The sequence below is a fragment of the Saccharopolyspora sp. NPDC003752 genome (genome assembly GCF_053605825.1).
Genome location: NZ_JBSGJZ010000005.1, coordinates 143,441 through 164,731 on the forward strand (window position 1 = coordinate 143,441; position 21,291 = coordinate 164,731).

Here is a 21,291-nt window from a genome sequence, read left to right on the forward strand (position 1 = left end):
CGACAGTACGTCAGCGCCCGGATCAGACGTGGTGCGTTCGGTGCGGCTCCTCGCGGCGGCTGACGATGCTGAGCAGCGTCATCGCGTCGTGGTCCGGGGTGCCCGGTTCGGCCTGGTAGATGACGAGCCGCTGGTCGCCGCCGCGCACCGCCAGGACCTCGTAGTCCAGGTCCATCCGGCCCACCGCCGGGTGGTCGAAGCGCTTCACGCCCGCCGCCTTCGGCTGCACCTGGTGGCTCGCCCACATCGCGGGGAATTCCTCGCTCTTGGTGGTGAGCTCGTCGATGAGCGCGGTGAGCCGCCGGTCTGCCGGGTTGTCGCCGTAGGTCGCGCGCAGGTCGGCCACCGAGTGCTGCGCCACCTCGTGCCAGCCCACGAACAGCGTCCGGGCCGCCGGGTGCAGGAACAGGTAGCGGGTCGTGTTGCGCCGCTGCGCGGGCCACTGGTCGATGCCCGCGAGCAGCGCGAGGCCCGCCGGATTCGCCGCCACCATGTCGTTTCCGCCGCCCAGCACGTACGCCGGGGCCTCGCCGACCATGTCGAGCAGCCGCAGCACTGTCGGCCGCACCGGCTCGGCCTCCTGCTGCGCCGGGTTCTGGCTGCGCGACGCGTGCCTGGCCAGGTTGCTCAGGTAGTGGCGCTCGGTGGCGTCGAGCTGCAGCGTCCGCGCCAGCGCGTCCAGCACCGCCTCGCTCGGGTGCCGTTCGCGGCCCTGCTCCAGCCGCGTGTAGTAGTCCATGCTGATCCCGGCCACCGCCGCGACCTCTTCGCGCCGCAGGCCCGGCGTCCGCCGCACGCCGGGTCCGGCCGGGATGCCGACGTCGCTCGGCTTCCGGCGCGCCCGGCACGCCTTCAGGAAGCTGCCCAGCTCGTTGCTCACCCCATCGATGCTGCCACGTCCCCAGCCTGGGTGTGCCACACCCAGGAGGAACGCGCCCTGCCGCGCGCCCGCGATGGCGGCCAGCATCGATGGCAGCCGATCCGAAGGGGAAACGAGATGACGTTGCGGCAGGTTCAGCTGGGATCCGGCCCGGTGGTGGGCGCGCAGGGCCTGGGCTGCATGGGGATGAGCGAGTTCTACGGCCCGACCGACCAGGACGAGGCCCGGCGCACGCTGGAGCACGCCCTGGAGCGCGGCGTGACGCTGTTCGACACCGCCGACATCTACGGCTCCGGCGCCAACGAGGAGTTCCTCGCGCCGTTCGTGAACGCGAACCGCGAGCGGGTGGTGCTGGCCACCAAGTTCGGCCTGGTCCGCAAGGCCGACGACCCGAACTACCGGGGCTTTCGCGGCGACGCGGCCTACGTCCGCGCGGCGGCCGAGGCGAGCCTGCGGCGGCTGGACATCGACGTGATCGACCTCTACTACATGCACCGGCGCGACGTGACGGTGCCGATCGAGGAGACCGTCGGGGCGATGGCGGAACTGGTCGCCGAGGGCAAGGTGCGCCACCTCGGGCTGTCCGAGGTGACCGGCGCCGAGCTGCGCGCCGCGCACGTGGTGCACCCGATCGCGGCGCTGCAGAGCGAGTGGTCGGTGTTCAACCGGGACGTCGAGAACACCGCGGTGCCGGCGGCCAAGGAGCTTGGCGTGGCGCTCGTGCCCTACTCGCCGCTCGGCCGCGGCTTCCTCACCGGGGCGTTCGCCAACACGGCGGAGCTGTCGGACGGCGACTTCCGGCGGAACTTCCCGCAGTACTCCGGGGAGAACGCCGCCAGCAACGCCGAGCTCCTGACGCCGCTGCGGGAGGTTGCGCAGCGGCACGGCGCGACGCTCGCGCAGGTGGCGCTGGCCTGGCTGTACGCGCAGCAGGACGGCCTGGCGGTGGTCCCGATCCCGGGCACCCGGCGCCGCACCAGGCTCGACGAGAACCTCGGCGGCGTCGACGTGGCGCTCACGGCGGCGGACCTGGAACTCCTGGAGCCGATTTCGGCGAAGGTCGCGGGCACCCGCTACGCCGACATGAGCTTCACCTCGAACAGCCGCGAGTAGCGGCGGGGGAGCCGCAGCTGTCGAGGTGAACGGACCGTTCGCGCCAAACCCGCGCAGTGCGGGCCTGGGGATCGGGTGGATGGAGTGAACGGCCTGTTCGCCTCGTCTATCGAGGTGAACGGTCCGTTCGCTCGAAACCGGTAACGCCGGGCGGGTGGCGTGAACGGCCTGTTCACCTCGTCTACCGGAGCGAACAGGCCGTTCACCTCGATCCGCCGGTGGGGACCGCCCGGCCGGGTCAGCCGACGTAGGCGAGGAGGCGGTCCGCTCGGGCCGGTTCGCGGAGCTTCCGCAGGACTCGGTGCTCCAACTGGCGGATCCGCTCTCGGGTCACGCCGAGCTCGTGGCCGATCTCCGCCAGCGTTCGCTGGCGCCCGTCGTCGAGGCCGCAGCGCAGCCGGATGACCTGCTGTTCTCGCGGGCTGAGGGTGCCGAGGACGGCTTCGATCTCGTTGCGCAGCAACTGGATTCCCGCCGCTTCGCCGTCGTCCGGCAGGGCCAGCAGGTCGGCCAGGGTGCCGCCGTTGGAGCCGGTCGGTTGGTCCAGGCTCAGCGGTTCCTGTGCGAGCGAGAGCAGTTCGAGCAGGTGGCGGACCGGGATGTCCAGCGCCTGTGCGAGTTCGTCGTGTCCCGGCGCCCGGCCCAGCTTCGCCGTCAGCTCCCGGCGCAGGCGCGCCAGCCGGGTCAGCTGCTCGGTGAGGTGCAGCGGCAGCCGGATGGTGCGGGACTGGTCCGCCAGCGCCTGGCTGATCGCCTTGCGGATCCACCAGGTCGCGTAGGTCGCGAACCGGAAACCCGGGCTGTGGTCGTACTTCTCGACGGCGCGCAGCAGCCCGACGTTGCCCTCCTGGATCAGGTCCAGCAGCGGCATGCCGCGCCCGGTGTAGCGCTTGGCGATGCTCACCACCAGCCGCAGGTTCGCCTCCACCAGCGCGGCTCTGGCCACGCGCCCGTCGTCGGCTGCGGCTCGCAGCTCGATGCGGCGGGCCGCGGGCAGATCCGGGATTTCCAGGGCTTCTTCGGCGCGGAGCCCGGCCGCCGCGCGTTCGGCCAGGTCGGTTTCCCCGGCCCGGTCGAGGAGTTCGGTCCGGCCGATCCCGGCCAGGTAGAGGCGCACCGAATCGACGGCCGCCGAAGGCCGTTCGGTTCCGGGAACGTCGTCGAATTCGAGCAGCGGGGCCGCCACCTGCCAAGCCTTCCGGACACGGGTGCACGCCCTGCCCAGCGTGCCGAAAGCTGCTGGCAGCGTGCTGACGCGCGGATCGGCGGCTCGCCTGCGGCGTAATCGCTGGCTGTGCGGCCGGAGCCGGGATTCCGGCGGCGGTGTGGTGCGGTCCGGGTACGGCTGGTCTCGAATCGGGTACTGTCCGCGGCGCCGTGGTCGGGATAGCCTTGCCGCGTGGGAGGGATCCGCCTTCGATGACAAGCCAGACCAGCGCACCGCCGAAGTCGAGCGCGTTCGGCCGTTCGCGGGATGAGGAGTGGTTCCGCCCGCAGCGCAGGCCGGGCCGCATTGGTCCGGTCAGCCTAACGCGGCTGCTCGCCTTCGAGGTCGTGCAGCTCGCCCTGTGCTTCTTCTTGTTCCAGGCTTTGTGGGCGTTGATCGTGGGCGGCCTGATCGGGTTGGCCGCGGCCGTGGCCACCTTCGGTCGGCGCGGCGACCAGTGGTGGACCGAGATGCTCTGGCTCCGCCTTCGGTTCCGCCGCAGGCGCGGCATCGTCGCGGCCCGCCGGGACGACGCGCGGCTGTCGGCGCTGTGCGAGCTGGCACCCGATCTGACCGTGGAAGACGTTGCGGGCGAAGGGGATTCGCGCCTGGGCATGGGCAGCGACGGCGCCGGTTGGTTCGCCGTGCTGGAGGTCGCCGACGACGAGGGGCCGCGGCCGCCGGTTCCGATGGCTGCGCTGGCGCGGATCGCGACCGAGCAGCCGGGCGTGGTGGTGCAGGTCGTCCTGCACAGCGCGCCACTGCCGGGCACGAACCGGCGCGACGACGTGGTGTGGATCGCGGTGCGGCTGGACGCGCAGGTGGTCGCCCAGTCGGCAGTGGACAGCAACAGCGATCCGGATGTCCCGGTGCTGCTCGCCGAACTGGCCAGGCGGGTCGAGAGGTTGTTGCGGCGCAGGGGACTGCGCGCGCGCCCGCTCGACGCCAACGGGCTGCTCGACGCGCTGGTGCGCTCCTGCGACCTGGCCGAACCGGCGGACCGGCGGCCCGTACAGCCGAGCGAGGAGTGGGATTCCTGGCGTTCCACCAGGTTGCGGCACGGCTGCTTCTGGATGCGGTCGTGGCCGAACCCGGAGCGCGGCGCGCTGCTGCTGTCGGCGCTGGCGGAGGTGCCGGAAGCGCAGGTCAGCATCTCGATCGCGCTGGAGCCGGGGCAGCGCGGCACCGATCTGTCCGCGCTGGTCCGGGTGGCCGCCGACGAGCAGCGGTACGAGCAGACCTGCGAGCTGGTGGCGCGCCTCGTCGAGCACGCCGGCGGCCGGTTGTCCAGATTGGACGGACAGCAGCTGCCCGCGGTGTACGCGTCGGCGCCGACCGGAGGAGGGGCGCGGTGAACGAGGGGCAGCACCCGGTGCAGTCGGCGGTCGCGCCGCCTGCGGTCGCGCGGCCGGAGCCGCCGAAACCCGTTGCCGCCAAGCGAGTTCCGGTGATCTCGGTGGCGAAGCCGCCGGAGACGACGGGGCCGGTCCAGGTCCCGAAGGGCCAGGACGCCGACGACGCGGCGTTCGCGCCCGCGCTCGGCACGTCGGAGTGGAACCAGCAGGCGGGCGGCGCGGTCCTGACGAACACCGCCGCCGCGTCCGCGTCGGTGGCGGCCGCGCAGGCCGTCGCCGCGCCGCTGCCACCCGGCGGACCCGGCCCGCGCCAGGACGACACGCCGACGGTGGAGGTGCGCAAGCCACGCGGCTGGCGGCCGCGCAAGCAGCGTTCGGTGCCGAGGCTGGACATCGGCCGGCACCAGGCCACCGAACCGGAGCTCGACCTGCTGCAGCTCACCGGCACGTCCTTCGGCTTCCCGCTGGGGCGGAACCAGGCGGGCTTCCCGGTGACGATGACGCTGTTCCAGCCGGAACCGGTGTCGATCGCGCTGGTCGGCGCGTCCTGGGCGGCGCGCCTGCTGGCCTACCGGGCGTTGCGCTTCGGCGCGAAGGTCCTGGTGTTCACCGACCAACCGGCGGGCTGGTCGGACCTCGGGCAGGCGGCGACGGGCCGTGCCGACCGGGTCGCGGTGCTGGAGCCGGGTGCCCCGGCGGGAGTCGTGGCCTCGGCGGACGCACCGGTCCTGTCGCTGTACGACGCGGAATCACCGCCGTCCCCGGCGGCACCCGCGCCGTGGCAGACGCGAGTCATGGTGCTGCACCGGTTCACGCCGCAGCGAGCCCACGCGGCCCTGCAAGCGGATGTCCTGCTGCTGCAGCGGTTGGCGGCGGACGAAGCGGCGGCGATCGCAGCGGCTCGCCGCTTCACGTCGCGAACGACTGAGCAGCTGCAGGCCGTGCACGACGACATGCTGGCGGTGCTGACGAAGTCGGAGAACCACTACGTGTGGGTAAACCCGGCGGACCGAGAGCAAGAAGAACTCGGCGCCCCAGGCCGCTACTGAACGGTGTCCGGGTGCTTTGCCCCGTGAGTGTTTTGGGGCGCTATAGCACCCCAAAACACTCACGGACCTAACCAGGCACAACGTTCACCGGCCAAGCACGACCAGAAGCCGAGCCCCAGCGCTCGAACCGGCCGCCCTTGACGGCGCTGATGAACGCCGACCACTGCGCGCGGCAGGCCAGACCCTGGCGGTGTTCAGCCTGTTCAAGCTGACCGGGCTCATTCTGTCCCCGCGCTTGCTCCGTTCGGTTGGTAACCGGGCTCCCACGGCCCGGTCATCCCGCAATCCCGGGCGCCGGGCGCCTCGACCGCGAGATCATCCGCAGATGTCCCCCGACTCCGATGTCATCAAGTGGATCGTCATCGCCGCCACCCTGGTCCAGACGGCCGCAGCCGTCATCCAAGTCCACCAGGGCCGCAGAACGAACCCCGACGCCTCCACGCTCACAGCGCTGGGCCCTGCGCCCAAACTGCTCCTGGCAACCGCGATCACGGGCACGCTGTGGATCATCGGATTCCACCGCGTGTACGAACGCGGCAGGTCCGAGTCGGGCAAGACCTCCTACACGATCCGCGACGAGTTCTCGGACCTCCCGGCGCCCCGGACCCTGCTCGGCGTCGGACTCATCGTCCTGTCCGCCCTGGCAGGTGCCACGATCGTGGTGGTGTGGAAGGCGACGGACGCGCACTTCGCCGGCCTGAGCAAACTCCTGGTCATGGTCGCCTCCGCCACTGCGACCTTCACCGTGCTCACCGCCGTCACGTACGCGTACCGGGCCAAAGACGAGAACATCCTGCTGATACTCGCCGTCGCCGGCATCGGCGCCATCGTCGGCACGACGGTGAACACCCAGCCCGAAGGGCGCGGACCCTAGCGCTCGAACCGGCCGCCCTTGACGGCGCTGATGAACGCCGACCACTGCGCGCGGTCCGTGACGAAGTACCCGCCGTCGCGATCCTTGCTGTCCCGGACAGCGGCGCCGCCGGATAACTCGCCGACCTCGACGCATGCGTTGCCGGTGGAGCTCCGGCTGGACTTACGCCAGTTCTGCGGAACCTCGTTCAGAGTCGTCATGAGCAGGGCCTCCTTCTGCTTCAACAGCTAGTTCGGCGATGAACTTCGCGGAGTCCGAGCGGTCCATCGCGACATCTCGAAGGGTAGTGATCGCGTCCTGAAACGCCTTCACTTCCTTCGGGCTGTGCAGCAGCGTGAGGGAGCTGAAGTGCTCGATGTAAACGATCGGCTCGCCCTTGGCGAACGCGAAGTGGATGAAGCTGCCAGCGTGGCTTGGGTTCCACTCGGCGGCCCTGCTCGGCACGACGAGAATCTCGACGTTGTCGGCTTCCGCGGCTGCGGCGAGGTGTCGAAGCTGCTCAGCGTGAGCAGCCGGCGGACGGGTCCTGCGGGCCGGTCGGCGCGACCCCTCCCCTCGCGCCGGCCGGCCACCCCGCTCGGGGCTCCGAGGGTATGGGGTTTTGCCTGGTCAGGTCCCGTGAGTACTTTGTGTTGCTATAGCAGCACAAAGTACTCACGGGCTTTCACATGGCCAAACATCCATTCAGCGCAAGGCTCAGGCCTTGCCGTTGAGGGTCGGCTCCGGTTCCGGGCGGTAGCGGTACTCCGCTTCGCCGTTCACCACCGGGCCGCCCGGCGTTTCCACCTCCCAGGCGTCCTGGTCCGCAGGCGCTTCCGCGGGCCGGGTGCGCCGGGTCGCGCGGTCGGCGCCGATGTCCTCCGGCTCGTGCGCCGCGAGCACCGATGGCCGGTCGCGCAGCGCGGCGGGCACCTGGGCGCCCAGCTCCGCCTGCACGTCGACTTCCGGTGCGGTCCTGGCTTCCAGGACCGGCGCGGTGCTCAGCGGCAGGTCGACCGCGAACTCCGAAGTCGGTTGCGGCTTCAGCTTCTTCTCGCGTTCGCGCTTCCGCTGGGCTCGGCGTTCGGTGAAGGTCTTCAGCGGCCCGGTGCGGTGCGGGTTGCTCAGCACCGGCGGCGGAACGTCGCTCCTGCCGGAGTGGCGGTCCGGCGACTCCGCCTTGCTGCCCGGGCGTGTTTTCCGCTGCTCGCCGCCCAGCACCGAAGGCGCCGCGTTCGGCGGCGGCAGGAACGCTTCGGGAACCTCCGCCTGCGAACCCGTCGCCGGCCGGCCGCCAGGCCGGGAGCCGGGCGAACCCGTCGCCGATCGGCCACCGGGTGCGCCCGGGGGCGGCGCGGTCTGCTCCGCCGGCGGCCGGATGGTGCCCGCCTCCGGGTCGGAAGGCGTTGCCAGGCCGGGGTTTCCGATGCGCGGGCCGAGGATCTTGCCCTGCTGCTGCTTCGGCGGTTGCGCCCCCGAGCCGCCGGGTGGCGGCGGAGTCATCGTTCCCGGCGGCGTGCCGGTGCCGGGCGCGTTCGGCGCGTTGACTCCCGGCGCGCCCGTGCCGTTGATCGTGCCGGGCGGCCTGCCGGGCGCGGCATCGCCCGGCGCAGTCATGCCTGGCGTGCCAGGAGCGCCGGGTGCGCCGGGCGCCGGGGTGCCGATCGGCGCACCGGGGGAGGAATGGCCGATGACGGGTCCGGTGCCCGGCGCGGTCGGTGGGGCGAGCGCAGGCGGTGCGCTGCCTTCGGGTGCGCCGCCGCCGGGAAGCGACGGCGGGGATCCTGGTGCCGGGCCGCCCGGTGCCTTGCCGGGCGGCGTGACGCCGTCCGGCATTCCGGGGGCTCGGCCCGGCGGTGGTGCTCCGACCGGTGGCTGGCCGGGAGGTGCCGTGCCCGGCGGCATTCCGGGGGCTCGGCCGGGCGGTGTTTGGCCTGGTCCGCCGTTCGGAGGTGCTGTCCCCGGGGGCGTTCCGGGGCCTTGGCCGGGAGGCGCCGATCCCTTCGGCGCGCCGGGCGGCGCTGCGGCGGGCGGCGGTGCGCCGACAGGCGCGTTAGGACCGTCGCCGCCGGGCGGAGGCGCGCCGTTCGGTCCGCCGGGTGCCGGGCCGGGAGGCGCAAATCCGTTCTGTCCGCCGGGAGCTCCGTCGGGCGGCGCCATGCCGCCGGGGCCTCCGGGACCGCCCGGGGCTGCCGGGAGCTTCGGCGGCTTGAGGCCGAGCGCGCCCGGGTGCTGGATCGCGTTCAGCGGGTCGACCTTCATCGCCCGCCCGAGCGCCAGCTTGGTGATGTACGGGGCGTAGCTGTCGGCCGTCCGGCTGGCCAGTTCCCGGGCCTTCCGGTTGTACTTCTCGTGGGACTTGTCCAACGCCTTTTCCCACGCGGCGCTGCTGTAGCCCTCGATCGACACCTCCTGCTGGAAGCTGGTGTTGATGTCGCGGAGGTCCTGCTTGTACTCCGCCCACAGCGCGCGCATGTCCTCCTGCGCTTCGCGCATCGCCGCCGCGAGCCCGTGCAGGCCGCTCGCCGTTCGGCTCGCCGCGCTTTCCCAGACCTCCAGGTACGCCAGGGTTTCCCCGACCTTGCTCAGGAACGCGTCCTTGGCAGCAGGGGAATCCCACTCCGCCTTCAGCGATTCGGTCTGGCCGCGCAGCTGGCTCTGCACGTGCGACAGCATCGTCGCGACGTTGGCGAACTGGTCGCCGCGCTCGTCGGCCGTGCCGGGCTGCTCGCCCATGATCTGCCGGCGGATCATCGCGATGGTGGTGTCCCCGGCGCCCTTCGAATCCGGCCCCGGCGTGTAGTTCTTGCCGGTGTCGGTCTCGCCGCTGTAGTAGAGCTCGTCCGGGCCGATCGGCCCGGCGCCGCCGCCGTTGGAGTAGTTCTCCAGCGCGTCGTGGTTGTAGCCGTAGTAGTCGTCAGCGGGTCCGGCCATCCGAATCACATCCCCCCGGCCATCCGGCGGTTCTCCTTCATGGTGCGACGCGCCTCGTCGGCCCAGTCCTCGGGCGTGACCCGCTTGGGCTGCCGTCCGATGTAGCGCTCGTCGCTGCGCTTGCCCTCCTCTTCCTCGTAGTAGTGCCGGGATTCGGTGCCGTCCGAGTACTTCTTGGTGACCTTGTGCTCTTCGACGACGGTCTCCTCCTTGCCCGTCTGCTTGGTGCGGACGGTGGTGACCTCGTCGCGGCCGCCGGAGATCTTCCTGGATTCCACGCTGCGGTTGGTGGTGCTGACGACCTTGCCGTTCTCGCCATAGGTCTTGGTGATCATCACCCCGCTCGGCTTGGACGTCGTGCTGTAGCTCTCGTTGCCGTCCTTGTCGTAGCCGGTCTCGGTGATGCCGTCCTCGGTCTGCACCACGCTGCGGGTCCGGCCGTCCTTGGACTCGTACATGTAGACCACGCCGCCGGAGAAGTGGTGCGTGCCGGTCAGCTTCTCGCCGTCGAGCTCGCCGATGCCCTTGGGCTGGTCGGCCATGTTGTCGGCGATCGTTTCCTTGAGGTACGGGGGAGCGCCGGGCGGGCGTTCCGCACCGGGCTCGTTGAAGGCCCACTCGACGCCGGAGAGCCGCACGCCGTTGGCCGCGTCGGTGTCCTCGTACAGGTCGGCGCAGATGTGCGCCACCGACGAGATCGCCAGGTGGTTCTGCCGGATGTCCTGCAGGAACCGCATCATCTCCTGGGCGTTGCGGGCCATCAGCTGATCGGCCTGCTCGCCCTCCGGGAAACCGCCGGTGCTGATGGAGATGTCGTCGCCGACGCCGTTGATGTTCATGGCGCCGCCCATGGTGTCGGACTGCAGGTTCTTGCCGATGGTCGCGACGTTCGTGCCGTAACCGCGCAGCGAACTGGGATCGGCCTTGAGGTTTTCGCCGTTGGTGGGCCAGCTCGCCGCACCGCGGCCGTCCGGATCTGGAACCGCCATCTCGTCCCCTTCGTCGCGCATGGGGCGGAGAACCCCGTTCCCCTCAACAAACCACCCGGTGTCAACCCCCGCCGGTCAGTCGTGAGTGGTGATGGTCGCTGGAACGACCATTGCCACTCACGACTGGGGTGGTGCGGCTCGTGAGTGGTCATGGTCGTCAGAACAGCCATTGCCACTCACGAGGCCGATCAGTGCTCCGGGGGGAGGTTGGCGAACTGGACGAGTTCGTTGCCCCGGGCTCGGGTGACCAGCCAGCCTCGGCCCGGCGGCAGCGGTTCCGGCTTGAGCTTGCCGAACACCGGGCCTTCCTCCGGGTTGCCGGACAGCAGGATGCCCGGCGAGGCCAGGTCGCGGACCCGGGAGATCACCGGGTCGAACACCGCCCGCGCCACCCCGCCGACCCGGCGCGTCAGCACCAGGTGCAGGCCGATGTCGCGGCCCTGCGTCATGAAGTCCAGCAGCTTCGTGAACGGGTTGTCGTGCGGGTTCGGCGCCACCAGGTCGTAGTCGTCGATCAGCATGAACAGCTCCGGGCCCTGCCACCAGCTGCGGTTTCGCAGCTGCTCGGGCGTGATGTCCGGGCCCGGCAACCGCTTCTGCATCGCCTGGATGGTCAGCTGCACCATCTCCTTGGTGGCGTTCGCCGCGCTGGCGTAGCCGACCTGGTATTCGTCCGGCACCACGCCGAGCAGGCTGCGGCGGAAGTCGACCACCGCGATCTGCGCCTGCTCCGGGCGATAGCGGGTCATGATGCTGCGCGCCAGCGTCCGCAGGAACGTGCTCTTGCCCGACTCCACGTCGCCGAAGAGCATCAGGTGCGGCTCCACCTCGAAGTTCAGGTGCACCGGCTGCAGATCGGCCTCGGAGATGCCGACCGCGATGCCGCGCGGCGAGGCGATCTCGGCCTCGGGCAGCGCCGCGTAGGGCAGCTCGGCGGGCAGCAGCCGGACGCCGGACGCGCGGTCGCCGGGCCAGGCCTCGTTGACCGAGTCGACGAAGTGCCGCACCCCGTCGGAGAGTTCTTCCGCCGTCGACCGGCCGTCGATTCGCGGCACCGCCGCCAGGAACTGCCCGGCGTCGGGCGCGAGCCCGCGACCCGGCGACTGCTCGGGCACGCTCGCCGCTTCCCGCCTGCCGAGCATGGAGTCCACCGCGTCGCCCAGCTTCAGCTCGATGCGGCTGCCGAACACGTCGCGCATGTTCATCCGCAGGTCCATCCACCGGTTGCAGCTGCCGATGACGTGGATGCCGTACGCGAGGCCCCGGTTCACCAGCTGCGTGACGGCGGGCTCCAGCGACTCGAAGTCGCTGCGCAGCGTCATCCAGCCGTCCACGACGAGGAACAGGTCGCCGAAGCGGTCCTCCGGGAACCGGCCCTCGCGCAGCAGCCGCCGGTAGGTGCCCATGCCGTCGATGCCGTGCTCGGCGAACCGCGCCTCGCGCTCGGCCAGCAGCGCGAGCGCCTCGGCGATGCTGCGGCGCACCTGGTTGGTCTCGCGCCGCGTCGCGACGCTGCCGATGTGCGCCAGGTCGCGCATGCCGGTGAGCCCGCCGCCGCCGAAGTCCAGGCAGACGAACTGCACCTCGTCCGGCGTGTGGGTGAGCGCGAGGCTGCCGATGATGCCGCGGATCACGGTGCTCTTGCCGCTGTGCGGGCCGCCGACGACCACCACGTTGCCGCCCGCGCCCGCGAGGTCCAGCCAGCACAGGTCGCGGCGCTGGTCGAAGGGCCGGTCGATGACGCCGGCCGCGGCGCGCAGCTTGCCCCGCAGCTCCTCCTTGCCGGTGGTCAGCCCGCGCGCGGGGTCGACGACCAGCGGTTCGAGCAGCTGGTCCAGGGTGGGCGGCTCGTCCAGCGGCGGCAGCCACACCTGGTGCGCCGACTTGCCCTGCCCCTCCAGCCGGTCCACCAGCACGTCGAGCAGGGTGTCGCCGACCTGCTCGGTCTCGGTGGTCTCCGCGGGCAGCTCCTCGGTGACCCGGGGGCGCAGGTAGCGGGTGGAGTAGTCCTGCACCGGGTCGATCTGCCGGCCCTCGTCGTCGGTGCGCTTGACCACGCCGCGCTGGTGCAGTCCGGAGACGTAGGCGGCCTTGAACCGGAGCAGTTCTTCGGTGCCGGAGCGCAGGAAACCGTTGCCGGGCGAGCGCGGCAGCTCGTAGGCGTCGGGCGCGCCGAGCACGACGCGGCTCTCCATCGCCGAGAACGTGCGCAGGCCGATCCGGTAGGACAGGTGCGAGTCCAGGCCGCGCAGCTTGCCCTCCTCCAGGCGCTGCGATGCCAGCAGCAGGTGCACGCCCAGCGAGCGGCCGACGCGTCCGATCTGGACGAACATGTCGATGAAGTCCGGCCGGGCGGTGAGCAGTTCGGAGAACTCGTCGACGATGACCAGCAGCGACGGCAGCGGTTCCAGCGGCGCCCCGGCGGTGCGGGCGCGCTCGTAGTCGCGCTGGGAGGCGTAGTCGCCCGCCTTGCGCAGCAGCTCCTGCCGCCGCATCAGCTCGCCCTGGATCGCGTCCAGCATCCGGTCCACGAGGTGCAGCTCGTCGGCGAGGTTGGTGATCACCGCGCTGGTGTGCGGCAGGCGGTCGAGCTTGGTGAACGTCGCGCCGCCCTTGAAGTCGACGAGCACGAAGTTGAGGACTTCCGAGTCGTGGGTGACCGCGAGCGCCAGCACCAGGGTGCGCAGCAGCTCCGACTTGCCGGAACCGGTGGCGCCCACCAGCAGGCCGTGCGGGCCCATGCCGTCCTGGGCGGACTCCTTGAGGTCCAGCTCCATCGGGCGGCCGTCGGCGGTGATGCCGATCGGCACCCGCAGCTTGTCCCGGCCTGCGCGGGCCGTCCAGTTCTTCGCCGGCTCGAACTCGAACGGGTCGCCGAGGCCCAGCAGGTCGGTGAGCTCCAGCGAGCCGGACAGCGGCTGATCGCCGGTGGACAGCGCGGAAAGCCGCATCGGCGCCAGGGAGCGCACCAGGCCCTGCATGCCGTCGAGGTCGAACGCGTCGGCGCGGCCGACGGATCCGGTGCCGTCCATGGTGCGGCTGGTGAGGCTGCCGTCCGCGGCGATGTCGAGGACCAGCGTGGTCGCGTCCAGCACCCGCGGCGGGTCGGTGGCCAGGTTGATCAGCGTGACGCCCTCGACGCCGCCCTCGATCATCAGGTGCTCGGAGCCGGAGGTGTCGCCGCCGTCGAGGAAGACCACCAGGTGCGCGGCGCCTTCGATCGGCATCGAACCCGGGTTGAAGCGGGGCCGGTTGGCGAGCACGTCGTCGAGCATCGCCTCCAGCGCGGTGACGCTCGGCGCCACCAGCCGGATCTGGCCGACCGCGTCGGTCTTGGTCGGGTGCAGCGCGTGCGGCAGCCACTTCGCCCAGTCCCACGCGTCGCGCTCGGCGGGGTGGATGCAGAACGCGGTGAGCACGTTGCTGGGCGCGTGGAAGGTCCCCAGCTGCGCGACCACCGCACGGGCGAACGCCCGCTTGGCCTCGCGGTCGCCGGTCACGTAGATCTGCGAGAAACCGCGCAGCGCCACCGCGACCGGCAGGTCGGGCACCGTCGAGTAGGTGGTGACGAACTTCCGCAGCGCCATCGCGCACAGCGGTTCGAGCTCGTCGACCGGGCGGGTTTCCGGCGGCACCAGGCGGGTCGCCAGCTCCTGCGGGCCGAGCCCCATCCGGACGACCGTGTAGTCCCAGTCGTTCGGGCGGCGCTCCCACAACCGGGCGCTGTGCGCGGTGGACCACAGCTGGTCGGGGTTCGGGTGCCGGTAGAACATCGCGTGCCGCTGGCGTTCCACGGTGTCGCGCACCTGCGCCCGCAGTTGGCTCAGCCGCCGCATGTACCGGCGGCGCTCGGCGATCATCTCCTGCTTGCTGGCGCCTTGGCCGACCTGGCTCATCACCTGGAAGCCGATCATGCCGAGCATCGCGGCGCCGTAGAGCCCGCCCGCGACGTACATCAGCGGACCCGAGCGCCCGGCGCCGATCAGCAGCGCCATGCCCGCCATGCCCGCCATCATCGGCAGCACCATCAGCACCCGCGTCCAGTTCCGGCCGGGCGGCGGCGGGTTCTCCGGCGGCGGGTCGAGCACCAGCTCGCCGGAGGGCAGGTCCGGGGCGGGACGCCGCAACGGCCGCCGGACGATGATCGTTCCCAAAACCGAGACCTCCAGATCGCCTGCGGCGCGGGCGCGATCTCGCCATCCCGCTGCCGCGATCCGAATTGCTACGCTGCTGGCGAAGTTCCGCTGGGTCGCTTTGCCGACGGCGGCCCGGGCGCGGTGCGTTCGGACCTACATTAGACGGAGATCCCGGACCGCCGTGGCGTCCGAGGTTACGTTATCGACACCGCCGAGCAGATCATCGATGAGACACTCCTAGCGAATTCGAGTTCACGCCTCTCCCGGAGGAGCGCCATGTCGTCCACATTGGGCATCACTCTGGCGAAAGTCACGATATCCACGCCGAAGCGCGGAATCGACGTCGCGTTGCCCGAGGATGTCGCAGTCGCCGAGCTGCTGCCCTACATCCTGCGCCACGCCGGGGACGACGCGGCGGATGCCGGTGAACGGCACGGCGGTTGGGCGTTGCGGCGTCCCACCGGAGAACGGCTCGACCCGCGGCAAACCCTGGGTGCGCAGGAAATTCGCGACGGCGAAGTGCTCCATTTGGTTCCGGGTCAGTCCGAATGGCCGGAAATCGAATACGACGATCTGGTGGAAACAATTGCCAGCGGCGCTAGGCGGAATGGACGAAGCTGGGGCCGGGTCGCGACCCGGCGCTGCGGTCTGGTCGTCGCCGCTGCGCTGCTGCTCGGCGGCAACCTGATCACGTTGCTGTTCCAGGGACCTTGGCTGGCTCCGGGGCTGGTCATGCTGGCCGCCGCGGTGGTCCTGACGGCGCTCGGCATCGTCGTCGCGCGCGCGGTGCCGGACGCCCGCGCGGGCGCGTTGCTCGCCGGATGTGGCTTGCCGTATGCCTTTTTGGGCGGCTTGCTGATCACCGCGCCCGCGCACGTCGGGCTGTTGCAGTTCGGCAGCGCGCAGCTGCTGGTCGGCACGGTGTCGCTGCTGGTGTTCGGCATCTCCGGCTACGTCGGCGTCGCAGCCGTTGCCCGCGCGTTCGTGGCCGCGATCGCGGTCGGGCTGCTCGGCACGCTGGGCGCGGCGCTCGGCGGCTGGCTCGGCGCGGACGCGGCGGCGGCAGTGGTGCTGACCGCGGGAATCGCTTTGCTGCCGGGATATCCGCTGCTGGCGATCCGGCTCGGACGGCTGCCGGTGCCGGAACTCCCACAGCGCGCGGCCGACATGCTCGCCGACAAGCCGGCGGCGCCGACGTCGACGGTCTTCGCCGCGGCGCGCCGCACCGACGAGATCCTCACCGGCCTCCTGCTGGGCCTGGCCGTCGCAGCGGCGTTCTGCGTTCCGCCGCTGCTCGCGCACGGCGGCGCTGCGCGCCTGACCATGCTCGCGCTGGCCGCCGCCGCTCTGCTGCTGCGGTCGCGGCTGTTCCCGATCCCGCGGCAGCGAATCCCGCTGCTGGTGGCCGGATTGGCGGTGGCGGCCGGACTCGCCGGCAGCGTGATCACGGGCTTCGGAAGCACCCTCGGACTCGCGCTTTCCCTGCTGGGGCTGGTGATCGTCGCGCTGCTGGTCGCGGCGGCGGGCGTGGTGTACGCGCGGCGGACCCCGTCGCCGCACCTCGGCCGGATCGCCGACTGGACGGACGTCCTGGCGGTCCTGGCGCTGATCCCGTACGCGGCTTACATCACCGGCTTCTTCACCTACGTCCAAAGCCTCATGGCTTCCATCGGTTGAGCCGGGGAAGCCGTGGTGGTTTCTGGAGCTTCGCGGTGTTTCCGCCGGTCACAGGCCGTGCGTGGTTTGGGGCGCTATAGCACCCCGAACCGCTCACGGGACCTGACCTGCCGGAACGTCGCCTCAGACGTGCTCGAACTCGGGAGACGGGGCTGAACCGTGGCTAATCGTCGAGACCAGCTGCAGGCGTACCAGTTCATGATGCAGCGGGTCGTGTCCGCGCTGGTGGTGCGCGAGACCGATCCCGAGCTGACGCCGCTGCGCCGCGGCGTCGGCGCCGCGTTCGCGGGCGTGATGATCGCGGTGCTGGTCGCGGCCGGTTTCGGCGTCTACGGCGTGTTCACCGGCGTTGGCGGCAACGCCTGGCAGGCCGAGGGATCGGTGGTCGTCGAGCGCGAGACCGGCGCGAGCTACGTCTACCGGCAGGGCGCCCTGCAGCCCACCCTGAACTTCACCTCGGCCAAGCTGCTGGCCGGGAAGAAGGACGTCAAGGTGCACCGGGTGTCGGGCAAGAGCCTGACCGGCGTGCCGCGGCGCGCGGTGGTCGGCATCCCGGGCGCGCCGGACTCCCTGCCGGAAGCCCAGTTCGCGCTCAAGGACGGGTGGACGATGTGCTCGGTCCCGGGGCGCAACGCAGCAGGCGGGCCGATCACCACCAGCACCCTGTTCGTCGGCGGCTCCCTCTCGGGCGGGCTGCCGCTGGAGCAGCGGGCGGTGCTGGCCCGAGACGCCAAGGACCACATGAACTACCTGATCTGGCGCAACCACCGGTACCGGATCGTCGGCAACCCCGATGACACGGTCAAGCCGGAGCAGGTCATCCGCGCCATCTTCGGGCCGCAGGCCGTGGTGCTGGATGCCGGAACGGCCTGGCTGAACGGGCTTCCGGCCGGGCAGGACATCGCCCCGATCACCATCGACGACTTCGGCGCACCGTCCACAGTGCTCAGCGGCCACCGGGTCGGCGACCTGGTGCACCACCCCATCGGCGACCGGGAGCAGTACTACCTGGTGCGTTCGGACGGGCTGGCCCCGCTGACCGAGCTGCAGGTGCGCATCGTGCGCGGCCAGTACCCGGTGGAGCCGGTGGCCATCGCGCCGTCGGTGGCGAACTCGGCGCCGGTCACCACCGCGCTGTCCGCGCCCAGCGGGGAGTCGGCGAAGCCCGCTGACGTGCCGGAACTGGCTCCGGTGCCGGCCGAACGCCGGGCCACGCTGTGCGCGCGGACGCTGGATGCCGCCACCGCGCCGGAGATCACGCTGGGCGGCGACGCGGGGGTGCTCGACGCGGGCATCGCGACCAGCGCGGAGACGCCGGAGGGCACCAAGCTGGCGGACCGGGTGCTGGTTCCCGCTGGTGGCGTCGTGGTCGTCCGGGCCAAGGCGTCGGCGACGGATCCGGCCGGGTCGTACCACATCGTCACCGACCTGGGCCTGCGCTTCCCGGTGCCGTCCGAGGCGGTGCTGGAGACGCTCGGGTTCAGCCCGGCCGACGCCGTGTCGATGCCCGCCGAGCTCGTGCAGCGGATCCCGGCCGGCCCGACGCTGGACCCGGCGGCGGCGCTGCAGACCGCGTCGGCGCTCCCGTAGTTCTCCCGCAGGCAGCCCCGCATTCGCGGGTGTGACCTGCGAAATCGCCTTGAAGGCCGCGATTTCCGGCTATCCGGGATCTGGCAGCGCACCGGAATAGCCTGTGGGCAAACCACTGCCCACCTGGAGAGGTGACCGGAGTTGCCCGATCTCAAGCTAACACCGGAACAGACGACGCAGCTGCAGACCGCGATCGGCGACACGTACGACAACGCGAGCAGCCTGATCAGGCAGATCAGCGGGGACTACATGTCCATCGCCGGCGCCGCGTGGATGGGTGGCGCATCGACGGCCGCCGTCTCCAAGCAGCAGGAATTCGAGCAGATCTGGAAGAACCTGTCGCAGATCCTCGTCGACCTGGCCCAGGGCGTGGCCGGTACCACCCAGATGGTCGGCCAGCAGGACGAGGACTACCAGCAACTGCTCAACGCAGTGGACGGCACCGGCGACACCGGAATGGGCAACTTTTCCCGCCTGTGACCGGAAATCGTCCGGCAGCGCAAGGCCAGTGCGGTTCAGAACTTCTGCCTGAGGGAAGGGCGACACGATGACGATCAAGTACGGCTTCGGCTCGATCAGCGACACCGGTGGGAACACCGTCACCGCCGCGGGCCAGATGAAGAGCCTGTTCGACGACCTGAAGACCAAGGCGAAGGCGATCCTCGCAGAGGACTGGAACGGTGCGGCGGCGGACGCGTTCGACCAGGCGGAGGCCAAGTGGGACGTCCAGGCCAACGCGCTCGGCGACGCCCAGGTGCGAACGGGTCAGCTGACCACGCAGGCCAGCGACGACATGCTCGCGACGGACATCCGCGCCTCCAACCTCTTCAACGCCTGACACGGCGCTCGGATGCGGTGGTGGGGTGGGCGGTTCCGGCCGGAGCCGCCCACGAGCCGAGCCACCAGCGAGCTCGCCAGCCGTCGTGAGCGCACATGGCCGCAATAGCAGCCATTGCCGCTCACGACTGTGTGCTGCGGTGTCGTGAGTGGTTGTGGTCGTGATAGCGGCCATTGCCGCTCACGAGTGTGTTCGGTCAGGTTGGAACGCGCATCGGAACTGCGATTCTCAGAGTTGCCTTGGAGGGACCGGACTTGGGGTCAGACTCCGGTTTTCGGCCGGTCGTCGAAGAGGTCGGCCGGGGGCTCCGGGAGCTCGTCCTCGGGGCGGTCGACCGGGGCTTCGGCGATGCCGGACCGCCAGCGGCGGCGCCGGCCGCGCGGCCCGAACACCACCACGGCGGTCATCACGACCGCCGCCGACACGCCCACCGCGACCAGGCCGTAGGCGAGGGAATCGCTTTGCCGCCAAGCCGCTTCCCGGGCCAGCTCCTCGGCGGTCGGGACACCGGGATCGGCCGGTGCGAGCGTGGTCGGGTGCCCGTCGACCAGGTTCGCCACCGCCGCCTGGTACGGGTTGATGAGCCCGTGGCCGTAGTTCCTGCTGCCGACGCCCTCCGGCGCCGGCGACGCGGTCGCCAGCAGCCGCTGGACGACCTCCTCATTGGACAGTTGCGGCCGGTAGTCCCGAAGCAGCGCTACGGTTCCGGCGACGTAACCCGCGGCGAGTTCGGTGCCGGTGGCCGGGCCGACTCCGCCGCCCGGGTAGGCGGCCGTGACCTCGGCGCCCGGGGCGACCAGGTCCACGCGCGGCGCGTGCGTGTCGGCCGCGACCATGCCGTCCTCCCCGATCATCCCGACCGAGAGAACTCCCTCGTACGAGGCGGGATACGGGGCGATTCCGGGCGGATCGTTCTGCTCGGCGCGACCGGCCGCCGCGATCACCACGACGTCGGCGTCCAGGGCCCGCTTCGTCGCCTGCCGCAGCGCCGGACTGTCCTGATAGGACACCGCTGCCACGGTGATGATGGTCGCGCCCTGCTCCAGGGACCAGTTGATCCCGGCCGCCAGCGCGTCCGGCGCCACGGAGTCGTTCGGCTGCGTGCCCTGCGGGAACGAATCGCCCACCACCTTCGCGGACAGCAGCTGCGTTTTCGGTGCCACGCCGTGGAATCCGTGCTCGCTGGTCTCCTTCGCGCCGATGACGCCGGCGACGGCGGTGCCCAGGCCGAGGCAGTCCGGCTTGCCGCTGGCCCCGGTCCGCGACGGCGGGCTGAGGTCGACGCTCGCCGCGATCGTGCCGTCCAGCAACGGACTCGACACGCCGGTGCCGACGACGGCCACCCGCTGCTTGGAGCCGGACGTCAGCGGCCAAAGCCGTTCCGGGGTGAGGACCTGCTGGGCCCACGGCACCGGGCTGTTCGGCTGACCGGCGCCGACGCACTGCTGTGCATGGGCGGCGGACGGGTCGATCAGCAGGATGCCGAGACTGCCGACGGCAGCGGCGAGCAGCGTTCGCAAGCAGCGTTTCGCGTACACGCCGGGGATGTTAGCCGGTGTACCGCGCGAGTTGTCCACGTTTTCGTTGCGATGAATTCGGGGTCCTGCCGTGGAATTTGAGCCCATGTCGGTGAATCCGGTCTACCGGGACCTGCTGGAACAGCTGCAGCAGACGGCCCGCCGGATCCCGGAAACCCAGCGGAGGATGATGAGCCAGCTCGGCGTGGCGTGGTCGCCGGACCGCATGGTGAAGGTCGTGGTCGGCCCGCGCGGTCAACTCGTCGACCTGGTGATAGATCCGCGCGTCTTCCGGCAGCCCAACGCCGCCGCGCTGACCGCGATGATCCTGCAGGCCAGCCGGGACGCGGTCGCCCAGGTCACCGAGCGGGTGCAGGAGATCATGGCCGAGCAGATGCCGCCCGAGCTGGCCGAGATCCGCGCCGAGCAGTCGCGCGAGGACCTCGGTTTCGACGACCACTTCGCAGATCTCATGCGCAGCGACGCCGAGCGCTACGCAGAGCGGGAGGAGAAGTCATGAGCAGCCCGGTGTCAGCCCCGGTTCTGCTCAACCGCACCTCAGGGGACCGTGACGCAACCGAGCCACAAGAAACCGCGAAACGCGGGTTTGATCCCGGACGCAACCACCACTGTGAATCGCGGAGAGGCGGAACTGTGAATCGCGGAGAGGCGGACCAGTCATGAGTAGCCCGGTGTCAGCCCCGGTTCTGCTCAACCGCACCTCAGGGGACCGTGACGCGAACCAGCCACGAGAAGCCGCGAAACGGGAGATTGACCGGGACGCAACCACCACTGTGAATCGCGGAGAGGCGGAACTGTGATGAGTGACGCGCTGAACGTCAACGGCGGCCCGGAGGCGGTCGCGGCGCTGCTGCGGCGGCTCGGCCAGTACGGCGAGGCATACAAGGGCGGGGCGGACGCGAGCAAGGAGCGGATCGCGGAGCTGATGGACAACCCGCGGACCTTCGGCGGCGACCGCATCGGACAGCAGGGGAAGGCGAACTTCCCGGATTCCGACGCGGTGTTCGAGAACCGCGCGCACCTGGCGAGCCAGCTGAAGATCATCGCGGACAACGGCATGGAGGCGCTGGGCAGCTACGGCACGGTGGACGACTACTTCGCCGACCAGCACCGGAACGTCGAGGCGTGATGG

17 protein-coding genes and 1 pseudogene are annotated in these 21,291 nt (G+C 71.1%); 10 read left to right on the forward strand and 8 right to left on the reverse strand.

The genetic code is table 11. The annotated features are described in order from the left end of the window. Positions 1 to 22: 22 nt before the first annotated feature. Positions 23 to 880: a helix-turn-helix transcriptional regulator gene (locus ACWEV3_RS08755; RefSeq protein WP_452613301.1), complete on the reverse strand. Its 858-nt coding sequence runs from the start codon at positions 878 to 880 to the stop codon at positions 23 to 25. Between the two features lie 117 nt (positions 881 to 997). Between ACWEV3_RS08755 and ACWEV3_RS08760 the strand changes: the two genes are divergently transcribed. Next, entirely contained in the window at positions 998 to 1,993 is a 996-nt protein-coding gene (locus tag ACWEV3_RS08760) for an aldo/keto reductase (protein WP_452613302.1), read from the forward strand. 238 nt (positions 1,994 to 2,231) lie between these two features. Here the strand turns inward: ACWEV3_RS08760 and ACWEV3_RS08765 are convergent, their stop codons facing one another. Further along, entirely contained in the window at positions 2,232 to 3,179 is a 948-nt protein-coding gene (locus tag ACWEV3_RS08765; RefSeq protein WP_452613303.1) for a sigma-70 family RNA polymerase sigma factor, read from the reverse strand. A 233-nt stretch (positions 3,180 to 3,412) separates the two neighbouring features. Here ACWEV3_RS08765 and ACWEV3_RS08770 point away from each other — a divergent pair, with 233 nt between their 5' ends. The 3 genes from ACWEV3_RS08770 (at position 3,413) to ACWEV3_RS08780 (ending at position 6,478) form a co-directional block, all read left to right on the forward strand. Further along, a complete protein-coding gene (locus ACWEV3_RS08770) occupies positions 3,413 to 4,555 on the forward strand; it encodes a type VII secretion protein EccE (RefSeq protein WP_452613304.1) in 1,143 nt (380 codons plus the stop codon). After that, positions 4,552 to 5,604: a hypothetical protein gene (locus ACWEV3_RS08775; protein WP_452613305.1), complete on the forward strand. Its 1,053-nt coding sequence runs from the start codon at positions 4,552 to 4,554 to the stop codon at positions 5,602 to 5,604. Before ACWEV3_RS08770 ends, ACWEV3_RS08775 begins: the two co-directional genes overlap by 4 nt. 325 nt (positions 5,605 to 5,929) lie before the next feature. After that, on the forward strand, positions 5,930 to 6,478 hold the full coding sequence (locus tag ACWEV3_RS08780) for a hypothetical protein (RefSeq protein WP_452613306.1): 549 nt from the start codon (positions 5,930 to 5,932) through the stop codon (positions 6,476 to 6,478). Here ACWEV3_RS08780 and ACWEV3_RS08785 read toward each other — a convergent pair. The 5 genes and pseudogenes from ACWEV3_RS08785 to eccCa form a co-directional block, all read right to left on the reverse strand. Continuing rightward, positions 6,475 to 6,678 (reverse strand): DUF397 domain-containing protein, encoded by a 204-nt coding sequence (locus ACWEV3_RS08785; RefSeq protein ID WP_452613307.1) that lies wholly within the window; start codon positions 6,676 to 6,678, stop codon positions 6,475 to 6,477. The genes ACWEV3_RS08780 and ACWEV3_RS08785 overlap by 4 nt on opposite strands. Further along, a pseudogene (locus ACWEV3_RS08790) lies at positions 6,641 to 6,997 on the reverse strand (Scr1 family TA system antitoxin-like transcriptional regulator); the annotation flags it as partial. The gene ACWEV3_RS08785 and the pseudogene ACWEV3_RS08790, both read right to left, overlap by 38 nt. Before the next feature lie 177 nt (positions 6,998 to 7,174). Next, positions 7,175 to 9,391 carry a hypothetical protein gene (locus ACWEV3_RS08795; protein WP_452613308.1) on the reverse strand — a complete coding sequence of 739 codons (2,217 nt, stop codon included), beginning with the start codon at positions 9,389 to 9,391 and terminating at the stop codon, positions 7,175 to 7,177. 5 nt (positions 9,392 to 9,396) lie between these two features. After that, positions 9,397 to 10,401 (reverse strand): hypothetical protein, encoded by a 1,005-nt coding sequence (locus ACWEV3_RS08800; RefSeq protein ID WP_452613309.1) that lies wholly within the window; start codon positions 10,399 to 10,401, stop codon positions 9,397 to 9,399. Between the two features lie 167 nt (positions 10,402 to 10,568). Then, entirely contained in the window at positions 10,569 to 14,534 is a 3,966-nt protein-coding gene (gene eccCa, locus ACWEV3_RS08805) for a type VII secretion protein EccCa (protein WP_452613310.1), read from the reverse strand. Between the two features lie 258 nt (positions 14,535 to 14,792). On the opposite strand from eccCa, the gene eccD reads away from it, so the two are divergent. The 4 genes from eccD (at position 14,793) to ACWEV3_RS08825 (ending at position 18,621) form a co-directional block, all read left to right on the forward strand. Continuing rightward, complete coding sequence (eccD, locus tag ACWEV3_RS08810; protein WP_452613311.1) at positions 14,793 to 16,193, forward strand: type VII secretion integral membrane protein EccD; 1,401 nt, start codon at positions 14,793 to 14,795, stop codon at positions 16,191 to 16,193. Between the two features lie 159 nt (positions 16,194 to 16,352). Next, positions 16,353 to 17,783: a type VII secretion protein EccB gene (gene eccB, locus ACWEV3_RS08815; protein ID WP_452613312.1), complete on the forward strand. Its 1,431-nt coding sequence runs from the start codon at positions 16,353 to 16,355 to the stop codon at positions 17,781 to 17,783. Positions 17,784 to 17,924: 141 nt separating this feature from the next. Then, positions 17,925 to 18,263, forward strand: a complete 339-nt coding sequence (locus ACWEV3_RS08820) for a WXG100 family type VII secretion target (protein ID WP_132494485.1) — start codon at positions 17,925 to 17,927, stop codon at positions 18,261 to 18,263. Positions 18,264 to 18,330: 67 nt separating this feature from the next. Further along, entirely contained in the window at positions 18,331 to 18,621 is a 291-nt protein-coding gene (locus tag ACWEV3_RS08825; protein ID WP_093274562.1) for a WXG100 family type VII secretion target, read from the forward strand. 260 nt (positions 18,622 to 18,881) lie between these two features. Here the strand turns inward: ACWEV3_RS08825 and ACWEV3_RS08830 are convergent, their stop codons facing one another. Then, positions 18,882 to 20,159 (reverse strand): S8 family serine peptidase, encoded by a 1,278-nt coding sequence (locus ACWEV3_RS08830; RefSeq protein WP_452613313.1) that lies wholly within the window; start codon positions 20,157 to 20,159, stop codon positions 18,882 to 18,884. An 85-nt stretch (positions 20,160 to 20,244) separates the two neighbouring features. Between ACWEV3_RS08830 and ACWEV3_RS08835 the strand changes: the two genes are divergently transcribed. After that, complete coding sequence (locus ACWEV3_RS08835) at positions 20,245 to 20,658, forward strand: YbaB/EbfC family nucleoid-associated protein (RefSeq protein ID WP_452613314.1); 414 nt, start codon at positions 20,245 to 20,247, stop codon at positions 20,656 to 20,658. A 300-nt stretch (positions 20,659 to 20,958) separates the two neighbouring features. Next, complete coding sequence (locus tag ACWEV3_RS08840) at positions 20,959 to 21,288, forward strand: hypothetical protein (RefSeq protein ID WP_452613315.1); 330 nt, start codon at positions 20,959 to 20,961, stop codon at positions 21,286 to 21,288. Positions 21,289 to 21,291: the final 3 nt, after the last annotated feature.